We start from the raw sequence: 12,842 nt of genomic DNA on the forward strand, positions 1-12,842 counted from the left end.
TTCGGGCTCATTTCCAGAAACGAAGCCAAAAACGGAAATCAACCTATGCCCTTAGATCAACCCATTGCCATGAAAATACTTGTCTTAGATAACTATGATTCTTTTACCTACAACCTGGTGCAAGTGCTCCGGGAACTGGGCTACGGGAATGACATTGACGTTTTTAGAAATGACAAAATCACGTTAGACGAAGTGAATGCGTATGATGTGATTCTGTTGTCGCCGGGGCCGGGCGTTCCCAGCGAGGCCGGCATCATGCCGGAACTGCTGAAAAGATACGCGCCTTCCAAACGCATTCTAGGCGTGTGTCTGGGGCACCAGGCCATTGCGGAGGCCTTCGGGGGAGAACTATCCAATATGCCGGAAGTCTTGCATGGCATAGCGTCTACCATTAGAGTGGTGAATGCGCATGAACCCATGTTCCGGCATTTGCCGCAGACCTTTAAAGTGGCGCGCTACCATTCCTGGACGGTGGTGCCAGATTCGGTGCCAGATGCGTTGCGAGTGACGGCCGTGGACGAGAACGGGGAGATTCTGGCGCTTCGGCACAAAGAATATGACGTGTGCGGCGTGCAGTTCCACCCAGAATCAATTCTCACGGAGCACGGCAAGGAAATGATGCGCAACTGGCTGGAGAAATCCAGAATACCGCAAACCAAATGGACCACCTTCGCTGCCAGCCTAACCTTATGAAACAGATACTTCAGCAATTAATTGAGCACAAGACGCTTTCCAAAGATTTCGCGAAGCAGGTCTTGATCAACATTGGCAAGGGCCAGTACAACACCAGCCAGATGGCGGCTTTTATGACCGTGTACCTGATGCGCGCCATCACGGTGCAGGAACTGGAAGGTTTCAGGGAAGCCATGCTGGAACTCTGCCTTCTGCCAGACCTGGGCACCGACCAGGTGATTGACCTCTGCGGCACCGGCGGCGACGGCAAAGACACCTTCAACATCTCCACGCTGTCTTCTTTTGTAGTGGCGGGCGCGGGCTATAAAGTGGCCAAGCACGGCAACAACGGCGTTTCTTCTATCTGCGGATCTTCTAACGTGATGGCGCATTTGGGTTATACCTTCACCAATGACAGCGCCGTGCTCAGGAACCAACTTGAGAAAGCCAATATATGTTTCATGCACGCGCCGTTGTTTCACCCGGCCATGAAAGAGATTGCCCCCATCAGAAAAGAATTGGGCGTGAAAACGTTTTTCAACATGCTGGGGCCCATGATCAATCCGGCGCTGCCGCATTTTCAGTTGGTGGGCGTGTTCAGTCTGGAGTTGTTGCGGCTCTACAATTACCTTTACCAGAAAACCGGCAAACGCTTTGTGCTGCTGCACGCCCTAGATGGGTATGACGAAATTTCGCTCACCGGCCCGTTTAAGATGATCACGCCACAAGGCGAACAGGTGCTCACGCCCGCAGATCTGGGTTTGCCTACTTATAGAGAAGAAGACTTGGTCGGCGGCGAAACCGTGGAAGAATCTGCGGCTATTTTCAGGAACGTGTTGCAGGGTCAGGGCACCGCCGCGCAGCAAGATGTTGTGATCGCTAACGCGGGCTTGGGTATTTTCTGTGCCGATGAATCTTTGACCTTAGCCCAATCCCTGGAAAAAGCCCGCTACTCGCTGGAAAACGGCCTGGCCCTTAAAACATTTCAACAGTTACTTTCTTTAAACTAAACTATGTCCCATACCATATTAGACCAGATTGTGGCTCAGAAACACCTGGAGGTGGCAGACCAGAAAAGCCTCGTGCCGGTAGCCAAACTGGAGCGCAGCCTTTATTTTCAGACCCAGCCGGTTTCCTTCAAAAAGTACCTGCAGCGCCCAGACCTTAACGGCATCATTGCCGAATTCAAGCGTCGGTCGCCGTCCAAAGGCATCATCAACGCGTATGCCCCGGTGGAACGCACGTCTATCGGCTACATGCAGGCAGGGGCTTCGGCGCTGTCTATCTTAACCGATGGTCCGTTTTTTGGCGGCAAGAATGAAGACCTCACCACCGCCCGCAAATTTAATTTCTGTCCTATTCTGCGGAAGGATTTTGTGCTGGAGGAATACCAGATTCTGGAGGCCAAATCTATTGGCGCCGATGCCATTTTGTTGATTGCCGCCATTTTGACCAAAGAAGAAGTGAGCAACCTGGCCCAATTCGCGCATTCACTGGGGCTGGAAGTCTTGTTGGAAGTGCACAACCAGGAAGAACTGGAGCGCACCGTTACGCCGCACGTAGACGCCATTGGCGTGAACAACCGTAACCTGCATGACTTTACCGTGAGCGTGGAAATTTCCAAAGAACTGGCCGCCCTAATCCCGAACGAGTTTGTGAAAGTTTCTGAAAGCGGCCTTACGTCGGCACAGACCATTCTGGAATTGCGCGACTATGGCTTTGAAGGCTTCTTAATGGGCGAAACGTTCATGCGAACCAGCCGTCCTGAGAAAGCCCTGGCTTCTTTGGTAGACGAGCTGAAAAAACGTAGAACTGCGGCTTCGGTTCAGAATCAATAATTTAACCCAAATCCATCTTAAATGGCTACTTCTGATTTGAAAATCAAAGTCTGCGGCATGAAGTACTCAGAGAACCTTGAGGAATTGCTGGAACTTCAGCCTGACTACGTGGGCTTTATTTTCTATGATAAATCGCCGCGTTGCGTGGCTGGTCAAGAGGAGGAGATTGCCGCTGCTACAAAGCCAGACGTGACAAAAGTGGGTGTGTTTGTAGACGAAAAAAAAGAGGTAATTCAGCAGAAAGTTGACAGTTTTGGCTTGGGCATGGTGCAACTGCACGGCCATGAATCGTCTCAATTTTGTGGTGAGTTGAAAGACGCCGGTCTCACGGTGATGAAAGCGTTTAGGATAGGTGAAGACTTTGATTTTGAACCACTGAAAGCCTACGCCGGTGTCTGTGATTTCTTTCTGTTTGATGCCAGCGGCCCTAGTCCCGGCGGAAACGGCGTTCGATTCAATTGGCAGATGCTGGAGCGCTATGACCTGGATGTTCCTTTTTTCCTGAGCGGTGGCATTGACGTAGAGCACTTACAGGAAATCAAAGCCTTGCACCACCCAAAATTGTTCGGGCTGGATCTGAACAGCAAATTTGAGATTTCGCCGGGCCTCAAAAACATTCATCGTCTGAAGGAATTCATGGAAGATTTAAGGGTCTGACACAAGAAAAATTCTTCGCGTTTTTGGCCTCGTTTCCAGAAATGAGCCCCAAAACGGATGACAAATATCAGTGCTTACTTTTAATCACCAAGAGAGAAGTACCAAGAATTAAGATAGTATAAACTAAAGGTTTCTTAAACCATGAGCAAGAATTTTGGAGTAAGTGAGCGGGGGTATTACGGGCAGTTTGGAGGGGCGTTCATCCCAGAGATGCTGTACCCTAACGTGGAGGAATTGCGCGAAAAATACCTGACCATTATGCAGGAACCGGCTTTTCAGGAAGAACTGCAAGACCTGCTCCGCAATTATGTGGGCCGGCCAACGCCTTTGTACCACGCCAAGCGACTTTCAGAGAAATATAATACCAAAATCTATCTCAAGCGCGAAGACCTGAACCACACCGGCGCGCATAAAATCAACAACACCGTCGGGCAGATTCTGCTGGCCAAGCGCCTGGGCAAAACCCGCATCATTGCCGAGACCGGTGCCGGTCAGCATGGCGTGGCCACGGCTACGGTCTGCGCCTTGGCCGGTCTGGAGTGTATTGTGTACATGGGCAAGATTGACACCGAACGCCAGCGGCCCAACGTGGAGAAAATGCGCCTGATGGGGGCTACCGTCGTGCCGGTGACTTCCGGTAGCCAAACCCTGAAAGACGCTACCAATGAAGCCATCCGGGACTGGATCAATCACCCAGAGGACACGCATTACATCATCGGTTCTGTAGTGGGGCCGCACCCGTACCCCGACATGGTGACCCGTTTTCAGGCGGTGATCAGTGAAGAAATCAGAAAGCAACTGCTGGAGAAGGAAGGCCGCGAGTTACCAGATTACGTGGTGGCCTGCGTGGGAGGAGGTAGCAACGCCGCCGGCGCGTTCTACCATTTCCTGGACGAGGAAAGCGTGCAACTGGTAGCCGTGGAAGCGGCTGGTCTGGGCGTGGATTCGGGGCATTCGGCGGCGACCTCAGTGTTGGGGAAAACCGGCATCATCCACGGCAGTAAAACCCTGTTGATGCAAACCGAAGACGGCCAAATCACGGAGCCTTATTCTATTTCTGCGGGCTTAGATTACCCCGGCGTGGGGCCTTTGCACGCCCACTTGGCGCAAAGCGGAAGGGCCCGTTTCATTGCCATCACTGATGTAGATGCCATGGTTGCCTTGCGTGAATTGAGCCGCCTGGAAGGCATTATTCCGGCCATTGAAACCTCGCACGCGCTAGCGGCTTTAAAGGAATTGAATGCCGGACCGAATGACGTGGTGGTCTTGAATTTATCTGGCCGCGGCGACAAAGACTTGAACACCATTCTTACCTATTTTGAACAACTAGATGGCCAATAATAGACTCACCCGCCTGTTTCAGGAGAAGCAAGGCAACCTGCTCAATGTTTATTTTACCGCCGGTTACCCTAACTTGGAAGACACCGTCACCATTCTGGAGGAACTGCAGCTGGCCGGCGCCGATTTGGTGGAGATTGGCATGCCCTTCTCAGATCCGCTCGCCGATGGCCCCACCATACAAGCCAGCAACATGGTGGCCCTAGAAAACGGGATGACCGTGAAAATGCTATTTCAGCAACTGCAAGGCGTGCGCGACAACGTGTCTCTGCCCTTGATTTTGATGGGCTATCTGAACCCGGTGCTGCAATACGGCTTCGAGAATTTCTGCCGCGACGCCGCTGCCGTGGGCGTGGATGGATTTATTTTGCCTGACTTACCCTTCGCCGAGTACGAGGAAGAATACAAACCCATTCTGGAACAATACGGCCTCAGCCTAATTTTCTTGATTACGCCGCAAACCTCAGAAGCCCGAATTCGGCAGATTGACCAGCTCTCCAGTTCGTTTATCTATATGGTGTCCAGCGCCAGCACCACGGGCAGCCAGGTCCAAAGTTCTGATTCCCAGAAAGCCTACTTCCAGAAAGTGCGCGATTTGGGTCTGCGGAGCCCACTGTTGATTGGGTTCGGGATTTCTGACAAGCCTTCGTTTGAGTTGGCCTGCCAGTCGGCGCACGGGGCCATTATTGGCAGCGCGTTCATCAAAGCCCTGCAGGAACCCGCGGAAGTGCGGGAAAACGTGCGGTCGTTTTTAAGGTTAATCAAAGGGTAAATGGTTTTCCGTTTTCGGCCCCGTTTTCAGAAATGAGGCCGAAAACGGGAAATTGTAGGTTGCTCATTGCTGATTGTTAAAATAATCTAATCAATGGGCAAACCAAGCGCAGAATTCCCCTTTGAAGCTAATCTTTTAGAAAGGTTATTAAAGTAATTACTATGGCGCGGAAGTTACTTCCGTGGCTTTCTTACGCTGCTATGTAAGTCACGGAAGTAACTTCCGCGCCATAGAAGATGATTGTTTAGTTAATGCTTTTCTAAAAAGATAATTCCTTGTAAAAGCCTCTAATTAACGCAGATTCCCCCTTGGAAGGGGGCGAAGGGGGATGTTTACACAAACTGAATAAAAAAGCCAGATAGCAACTGCTTCTCTAGTTCGCCCACAAGATCCTTTCAGGATGACAAAAGAAAGGGAGCGTTTCACACTTTCAACTCATCAAAAATGTTAATTCAACTACAACCAGACATACACCCAGGCCAGAAAGCCACCATTGAGGCCAAGGCCCGGGACTTGAAATACAAAACCACCGAGGTCATCACACAGGCAGGCCATTATTTGGTGGGCAGCGGCAAGGCCGAGTTTGACGTGCGCGCCATAGGTCATTTGCCGGGCATCAAAGACATTCACATGGTCTCTGATGACTACAAACTGGTATCGCGCAAATGGAAAGTGAACCCCACGGTCATTGACTTCGGGGACGGGCTGCGGGTGAAGGAAGGAGAGTTCACCATTATGGCCGGGCCGTGTTCCATTGAGAGCGAGGAGCAGGTGGAAAAAACCATTGCCCATTTGGTGGCGCAGGGCGTGCGGTTCATGCGCGGCGGCGTGTTCAAACCTCGGTCATCGCCGTACTCTTTTAGAGGCATGGGCTTGGAAGGCCTGAAAATGTTCTATGACCTGTGCCGGGCCAGCGGTATCAAAGTGGTGACGGAGGTGATGCAAGTGTCACAGATAGCACCTATGGAGCCGTACACCGATGTTTTTCAGGTTGGTGCCCGCAACACGCAGAATTTCAATTTATTGGACGAACTGGGCAAAGTTGACAAGCCGGTGTTGCTCAAGCGCGGCATTTCAGGGACCATTGATGAACTGCTGTATTCTGCGGAATACATTTTCTCGGGGGGCAATGAAAAGCTAATTCTCTGCGAGCGCGGCATCAGAACGTATGAAACCGCCAGCCGCAATACCCTGGATCTGAATGCCATTCCTATCTTGAAAGAGAAAACGCACCTGCCCGTGATGGTAGATCCCTCGCACGGCATTGGCATACGCGAATACGTGGAGCCCATGGCCCTGGCCGCTATCATGGCTGGCGCCGACGGCATCATCTATGAAACCCACGAAAAACCTGAGGAGGCCGCTTCAGACGGAGCCCAGACCTTGAGCTTCACGGAGTCTGAACGCATGATCCAGAAAATGCGTCGCACGTTTGAGCTCCGGAAAGAGTTAGCGTAAGGATATTGGGGTAGGGCTGAGATTTCCGTTTTCGGCTTCATTTCCAGAAATGAGGGCAAAAACAGGATTTTTTATTCTAAGTTTTGCCTACTCAGAAGGTGCATTTATTTAAACTATTACAAGTTGAGATTGGTTAAGCTAAACTAGCACTTATGAGTTTAACCCATTTCGTCCCCCTTTGAAGGGGGTAGGGGGATGATTACTCGTGCAGATAGTTACATGCCCGAGAACCTTTCTATGGCGCGGAAATTACCTCCGTGACTTGAAATAGTAACCGTGAGTCACGGAAGTAACTTCCGCGCCATATTTTGCCATAGTTTTGTACGGACAGGGCTTGACCTGTCTTGAACTGTGGCCATAGCAGGCTGTTTACCATATACCAAAACCGGGCACCCACGTCTACTTGTGCAGATCTGGAATGCGTGGGGACAGGGCAAGCCCTGTCCGTACACTTCTCAGTAATGCTTTAATCAAGCGTTAAGCAATATGAAATTGATAAAGGAATTAAAGCCTTGTTAAAAAAAATATTGTTGCATAATTTGCTTTCTTGCCAAAGTATTTTTACAATTGCCTCAGTTATGAACAACATCGCCCAAAATCTAATTATTGTCAATCTGTTTACCATGTGCAAGCGCACCATGGGAGCGGGTACAATATGGCCAGATTTTGAGCATTAACAGAACAGCGTAATTCTCTAGCAACCATACCAACGCCTGGCTCCCGAAACGGAGTCAGGCTTTTTTTATGCCCAAACCCCATGTATCAGCAAGATTATTCCCAGTACACTATTCGGCAGCAACAAACCTGGAACATCCTTTTCACCAAACGGGAACAGGCCCTCCGTGCCCACGTGGCCGCGCCGTTTTGGGCGGGCATGCAGGTCCTGGAACTGAAGGCGTATTTCATTCCGGATTTCCAGGAACTGAATTTCTTGCTGCAGCAGAAAACGGGCTGGCAACTGATGGCGGTTCCAGCGCAGCTGACGCCCGCTCAGACGCTGGCCAAATGGGCGAAGCGCAGGTTTCCGGCTGTTACGCAGTTGCGAGCCAACCCAACTGTGGACCTTAGGTTGCAGGGCGGTGCGCCCGATCTTTTTACGGATGTGTTCTGCTTCCTGCCTTGGCTGCTGACGCCTGCTATGGCCGACTTCTTGCAGCGTTTGGGGACTTTGGCCCAGGAGCATCCATCCGTTACCGTCACAGAAAAATTGTGGCACGTGGCGCACCAGGTGTTATTTAAGGGATTGCTGGTGGACCAAACCGCAGCTGTGACCTTACTGGGTGCCCACTTGCTGTCTAACGCGCCAGAGGCCGAAGCCGCCCTGCAATCTGCCAGGGCTTGGCGCGTGGCAGACGCCAAAGATCTGCTGGAAACGCCAGCGAACGCAACTTTAGGGGAACTGTATTTTGTATTGGAGAATCTGGCGACTTTGGCAACGCTCATCACGCAGTTAGAAACAGGCTTTTTGCTGGAAGAAGAAGTGGCGGCACCTGCCTGGCAATTGGTGGCCAGCTAGCATCCTGTTTTCGGGCTCATTTATGAAAACGACCCCGAAAACGGGAGTTGCTGATTCAAAGTAATAGGGTAAAACTTCTTGCCTCTTCCTTAACGTCAATCATGCCTTCTTTACGCTTTTATCCACCTCCGGACTAGCGGTTTTCTGTCATGGTATAGAAGCCTTATCAGATATAGGCCTTTGGGAAGCGCATGCACTTGCAGCGTTTCTTTTTGATTTTTGGAAGTCTGCGTCTGGAGAACGCGTCCGTTCAAATCTAAAATCTGAATGGTTACTTCTTTGGCCTTCGTAAATGGAAGGTCTATTGAAAGTGTGGTGGTGGCTGGGTTGGGGAATGTGAAAATTGATAGCGTAGGCTCCAGGTTAATTTTTATACTTGTAAGAGTCCTTAGTTTAGCGTGCGCCTCCGGTAAAGAAAATCCCCCAGCTGTTCCATTTCCAATTTTTGTAAAATTCCTATGACAGAAAGATGTTAGTTGGTTATTGTATTCTAAGGCAATTAAGAAGGAATCGTTTTTCTGAAATTCTTCAATACTAACATTGCACATACCGATATTATAGTTTTTTAATATGATCGTATCGTTAACTGCTTTAGCTGGAATGTTGTAATTTTCTAAAATAGTAAACTTGCCCACATAAACACTGCTATTTGAGGATGGCTCTAAGTTTTCAAATTTTACCATCGCGTTCCTGGAGGTTTTTGATACTATATCCCAAAAAAACATAGGTGCACCACTACAAGAACATGCAAATGTATTTTGGATTAAACAAATTGATAGTATACCTACCAATAGTATACTTAACTTTTTATGTTTCATAGCAGTTAGTAGTTGAAATTTATAAAACTGGTTAATGTAATCGATTTTCTATTAAAAAATAAAGGTAAATTCTGAGTTTGTATTAAGTTTAATTTATAATATATTAATCTGCCTTAAACTCAGGATTGTAGATCAAGCCAATGATATTGTTCCAGGGATCTTTCACGGTGGCCGTAATGATGTCGCCGCCCACGTTGTAGGGCTTTTCATGGGTAGTGGCACCAAGTTTCAGAAAGTGCTGGTACACGTTTTCTATGTCTTCCACGCCCCAATAAGAAACCACGCTTTCGGGTTTTTCTGGGGTAGGCGCTTCTTCTGGCTGCAGCCCTAATTCATAGCCGCCAATGTTAAAGCCCACGTAAAATGGTTCGTCAAAATATGGCTGTGTCTGGAAGACATTAGAGTACCACGCTTTCGCTTTGTCAATGTCTGCTACTTTGTAAATGGTGGTTCTCAAGCCGAGAATAGATGAAGTTTTCATAGGAATAGGTGGGATTTTTTAACGGTCTCGTGTAAACAACGTACAAGGCCGTCGGCCGAAGCATGATGTTTACACAATGTTAGCCGTAGATGTTTTTTAAATTTTATAAAAGATATTAGTTTCTAAGGTTCTAGTATCATTGTACATTTCTTCACTTATTTGTGTGACAAGTTTAATTGTCGTCAATATCATAATTTTATGTAGAACCTCCTTTTCTTCTGGATTATGCAAAATTAGCGTGTCATTAGAAATAAAGGTGTAGGGGGAATTTAAAGTAGAACCTAATTTTGTATAAACTACATAATCAGTATCAGTAAATTCAATTTTTAAAATATTATCCAGTTCTCTTTTTGTATCAACAAGAACCTTGTCACCCTTATTGAAAATAACTTTTGTTTTTGAAAGAAAAGACCATTTACCTAAGATTAGTTGCTTTACTTCTTCAACGGATAGGTTGCTATTAATTAAATTTTCATGTTCAACACTTCTAACTTTTTCTTCCTCGCTACCCGAGGTGTAATAAGCCAAGAAAGCAATGAGAATTGGCCCGGCAAACAAGATGATATAAAAATAATTTGAAAATAAAGATTCTATATTCAATATGAACATTAAGAAAACTAGAACAAACCCAAATAGAAATGAGAAGTTCATATTCTTCTGGGAGTAAATTTTCAGGTTAAGTTTCTTTTTAAAATATATTGCTGTTCCATAGCCAATCAAGGTAGGAACTAAGGATACTACAATTGATGCAAACCCAGCCATTAAGGCATAAACTAGGATATATAATAAGTGAAAAATTGTATTTGCCATTTTATAAATTAAGCCTAACGGTCTCGTGTAAACAACGTGCTAGGCCGTCGGCCGTGGCATGATGTTTACACAATGTTAGCTGTTGTATTTTTTTCTTTCTTCATCTCTTTCCAACTTATAGGAATCCAAGGTGGATAGCCAATGGCTTTCTGGAGTATCAAAAACTTTTGAATCTATTACTTTCAAATCTTGAATAACTTTGTCAAAATCTTCATCTGAAAATTCAGTATCAAAGAATGAGTCGGGTTGTAGTTTTGTAAAGCTTTTAAAAAATCTGTCGAATCGTAGCGCACTAAATGAAAACTTCTTTAAGTCGGTGTTAATAAAAACCTCTTCAAAAAAATTATCGGGGTTTAAATACACTAATTCTTGAGTTTCTTGATTTACTGCTATTGGGTCACCTGCTCCGTTAAAACCAATAGCTAAATACTTGTCGAAACTAGAATCTTCAAGTTCCCACATTTGATTAACCGTGACTAACTGTTTTTCTTTTAGGTAGTCGAAGTTCAGCTCGTGAAACTCTGATGGCATTCCTGTAATGTACAAAAAATCAAAAGCTGGGGAACCTAAGTCGAAAGTTGTGTGGGTGTTTTGTTTTGCAACCAAGTGTTCCCTCCCAAGAGACTTCCATTTCATTAAGAATTCTTCTGATTTTGATTTCATATTTTAATATAACAGCTAACTACAGTATAAACACACCAGGTATACTTATCAGCACTATAGGCATACCTAAACATACTGTTTATTTTAGTTATTCAGCTAAAAAGAATACCTGTGGTAGAAAACACTGAAAATAGAATGAGGTAAACAAAAATTCCCGTTTTCGGGCTCGTTTCAAGAAACAAGCCCGAAAACGGGAATTCTAACACATTGCCCATAGAACCTACAGCACGCCTTTCAGCACGGTCCACACATTCTCAGTCAAGATTTTGTGGCCGGCGGCGTTGGGGTGTACGCCGTCGGGGAGGTTGAGGGAGCGAACGCCGCCCACTTTGTCTAGCAGAAAGGGAACCAGCGCCATGTTGTTTTCAGTGGCCAGTTCCCTGAAGATCACCCGGAACTGCCCGGCGTAGGCCCCGCCCATGCTGGGAGGCACTTCCATGCCCAGCATGACCTGTCTTGCCTCTGGGTATTTCGCGCGTACCTTGTCAATAATGGCCTGCAGGTTTTTCTTGGTCTCTGCGGGCGGTATGCCGCGCAGGCCGTCGTTGGCGCCCAGTTCCAGCACAAATACGTCCACTTTCTGCTTGAGCAGCCAGTCAATGCGGTTCTTGCCGCCCGCCGAGGTCTCGCCGCTCAGGCCCGCGTTAATGGCTTTGTAGGGCAGGCCCAGGGAATCTATTTTTTTCTGGATCAGGGCCGGGAACGCCTCAGAAGGCGAGAGGCCGTACCCGTGCGTGAGGCTGTTCCCGAAGAAGAGGATATTTTTCATGACCTGTGGTTCTTTCGCTTTCTGGTTCTCTACGGCGGCGGTATTCTGGCCGTTGCCGGCGTTTTGTTCGGCGCAGCCCCATAAGCAGAGGGCCAGCAGCAGGGCCCAGCCCATGTTCAGTTTGGTGTTCATAGCGGTCTTACTAGATTCAACACAAAGAAAGTACTTATAACTAGTTTGTGGCGTTCTTGGTTAAAGATTAGATTGTGATTTTATTGCGGGCATCAGAGTATTGCCCACCAAATCATCTTGCAACCATCAAAACGCCAATGTAAGTCGCTGCCCCTGCAGCCTTGGTGTTCACCCATATACCCTACGCGTGGAAACTATTTTACAGATTACAGATTTAAGCAAAACCTACCAAAGCGGCGCCAACACGCTCACCGTACTGGATTCTATCAACTTCTCCATCAACGCAGGCTCCACCGCCGCCATTGTCGGGCCTTCGGGTAGCGGCAAAACTACCTTGTTGGGCTTGTGCGCCGGCCTGGACCGCTCCAGCGCGGGCTCAGTGGCCTTGAACGGCATTCAACTAGATAACCTTTCTGAAGACGAGCGCGCCAAAGTCAGGAACCAGCACGTGGGTTTCATCTTCCAGAATTTTCAGTTGCTGCCCACGCTCACCGCCCTGGAGAACGTAATGGTGCCGCTGGAATTGCGGGGCGAAAAAAACATTAAACCCCAGGCCCTGGAACTGCTGGAGAAAGTAGGCCTGCAAGACCGCGCACACCATTACCCCACGCAACTTTCGGGGGGTGAGCAACAGCGGGTTTCCTTGGCGCGGGCATTCTCCAACAAGCCTAAAATTCTCTTCGCCGATGAACCCACCGGCAATCTGGACGCCGAAACCAGCGAGAAAGTGGTGAAACTCCTCTTCGACCTGAACCATGACATGGGCACAACCCTGGTGTTGGTAACCCATGACAGCGAACTGGCCGCCAAAACCCAACGCATCTTGCGCGTGAAAGGCGGAAAACTGGTTTCTGATGAATGGACCAATCAGGGGCTGCAAGGCTAACTTTAAAATTCCCGTTTTCGGGCTCTATTCTG

14 protein-coding genes are annotated in these 12,842 nt (G+C 48.0%); 9 read left to right on the plus strand and 5 right to left on the minus strand.

Features of this window, described 5'->3' with window-relative positions; genetic code table 11:
• Positions 1 to 69: 69 nt before the first annotated feature.
• The 8 genes from IMY23_RS03090 (at position 70) to IMY23_RS03125 (ending at position 8,251) form a co-directional block, all read left to right on the plus strand.
• The gene (locus IMY23_RS03090; RefSeq protein ID WP_192823667.1) at positions 70 to 693 is read left to right on the plus strand and encodes an aminodeoxychorismate/anthranilate synthase component II; all 624 of its coding nucleotides are present in this window, start codon (positions 70 to 72) and stop codon (positions 691 to 693) included.
• A complete protein-coding gene (gene trpD / locus IMY23_RS03095; protein WP_192820687.1) occupies positions 690 to 1,682 on the plus strand; it encodes an anthranilate phosphoribosyltransferase in 993 nt (330 codons plus the stop codon). The genes IMY23_RS03090 and trpD overlap by 4 nt, the downstream gene beginning before the upstream one ends.
• 3 nt (positions 1,683 to 1,685) lie before the next feature.
• Entirely contained in the window at positions 1,686 to 2,510 is an 825-nt protein-coding gene (gene trpC / locus IMY23_RS03100) for an indole-3-glycerol phosphate synthase TrpC (RefSeq protein ID WP_192820688.1), read from the plus strand.
• 21 nt (positions 2,511 to 2,531) lie between these two features.
• A complete protein-coding gene (locus IMY23_RS03105; RefSeq protein WP_192820689.1) occupies positions 2,532 to 3,167 on the plus strand; it encodes a phosphoribosylanthranilate isomerase in 636 nt (211 codons plus the stop codon).
• Positions 3,168 to 3,308: 141 nt separating this feature from the next.
• Positions 3,309 to 4,508 (plus strand): tryptophan synthase subunit beta, encoded by a 1,200-nt coding sequence (trpB, locus tag IMY23_RS03110; RefSeq protein ID WP_192820690.1) that lies wholly within the window; start codon positions 3,309 to 3,311, stop codon positions 4,506 to 4,508.
• Positions 4,498 to 5,277, plus strand: a complete 780-nt coding sequence (trpA, locus tag IMY23_RS03115) for a tryptophan synthase subunit alpha (RefSeq protein ID WP_192820691.1) — start codon at positions 4,498 to 4,500, stop codon at positions 5,275 to 5,277. The genes trpB and trpA overlap by 11 nt, the downstream gene beginning before the upstream one ends.
• Positions 5,278 to 5,721: 444 nt before the next feature.
• Entirely contained in the window at positions 5,722 to 6,735 is a 1,014-nt protein-coding gene (gene aroF, locus IMY23_RS03120) for a 3-deoxy-7-phosphoheptulonate synthase (RefSeq protein WP_192820692.1), read from the plus strand.
• A 757-nt stretch (positions 6,736 to 7,492) separates the two neighbouring features.
• Positions 7,493 to 8,251, plus strand: a complete 759-nt coding sequence (locus tag IMY23_RS03125) for a hypothetical protein (RefSeq protein ID WP_192820693.1) — start codon at positions 7,493 to 7,495, stop codon at positions 8,249 to 8,251.
• A 110-nt stretch (positions 8,252 to 8,361) separates the two neighbouring features.
• Here IMY23_RS03125 and IMY23_RS03130 read toward each other — a convergent pair whose 3' ends face one another.
• From IMY23_RS03130 to IMY23_RS03150, 5 genes are all read right to left on the minus strand, one after another.
• Complete coding sequence (locus IMY23_RS03130) at positions 8,362 to 9,069, minus strand: T9SS type A sorting domain-containing protein (protein ID WP_192820694.1); 708 nt, start codon at positions 9,067 to 9,069, stop codon at positions 8,362 to 8,364.
• 103 nt (positions 9,070 to 9,172) lie between these two features.
• Positions 9,173 to 9,550 carry a VOC family protein gene (locus IMY23_RS03135; RefSeq protein WP_192820695.1) on the minus strand — a complete coding sequence of 126 codons (378 nt, stop codon included), beginning with the start codon at positions 9,548 to 9,550 and terminating at the stop codon, positions 9,173 to 9,175.
• Between the two features lie 96 nt (positions 9,551 to 9,646).
• Positions 9,647 to 10,360, minus strand: coding sequence for a hypothetical protein (locus IMY23_RS03140; protein ID WP_192820696.1), 714 nt, complete (start codon positions 10,358 to 10,360; stop codon positions 9,647 to 9,649).
• Positions 10,361 to 10,435: 75 nt separating this feature from the next.
• Positions 10,436 to 11,023, minus strand: coding sequence for an SUKH-4 family immunity protein (locus IMY23_RS03145; RefSeq protein ID WP_192820697.1), 588 nt, complete (start codon positions 11,021 to 11,023; stop codon positions 10,436 to 10,438).
• 220 nt (positions 11,024 to 11,243) lie between these two features.
• A complete protein-coding gene (locus IMY23_RS03150) occupies positions 11,244 to 11,924 on the minus strand; it encodes an arylesterase (RefSeq protein WP_192820698.1) in 681 nt (226 codons plus the stop codon).
• 187 nt (positions 11,925 to 12,111) lie between these two features.
• Between IMY23_RS03150 and IMY23_RS03155 the strand changes: the two genes are divergently transcribed.
• Positions 12,112 to 12,810 carry an ABC transporter ATP-binding protein gene (locus IMY23_RS03155; RefSeq protein ID WP_192820699.1) on the plus strand — a complete coding sequence of 233 codons (699 nt, stop codon included), beginning with the start codon at positions 12,112 to 12,114 and terminating at the stop codon, positions 12,808 to 12,810.
• The last annotated feature ends 32 nt before the right edge of the window (positions 12,811 to 12,842 follow it).

The sequence above is a fragment of the Rufibacter sp. LB8 genome (assembly GCF_014876185.1).
Taxonomy (GTDB): domain Bacteria; phylum Bacteroidota; class Bacteroidia; order Cytophagales; family Hymenobacteraceae; genus Nibribacter.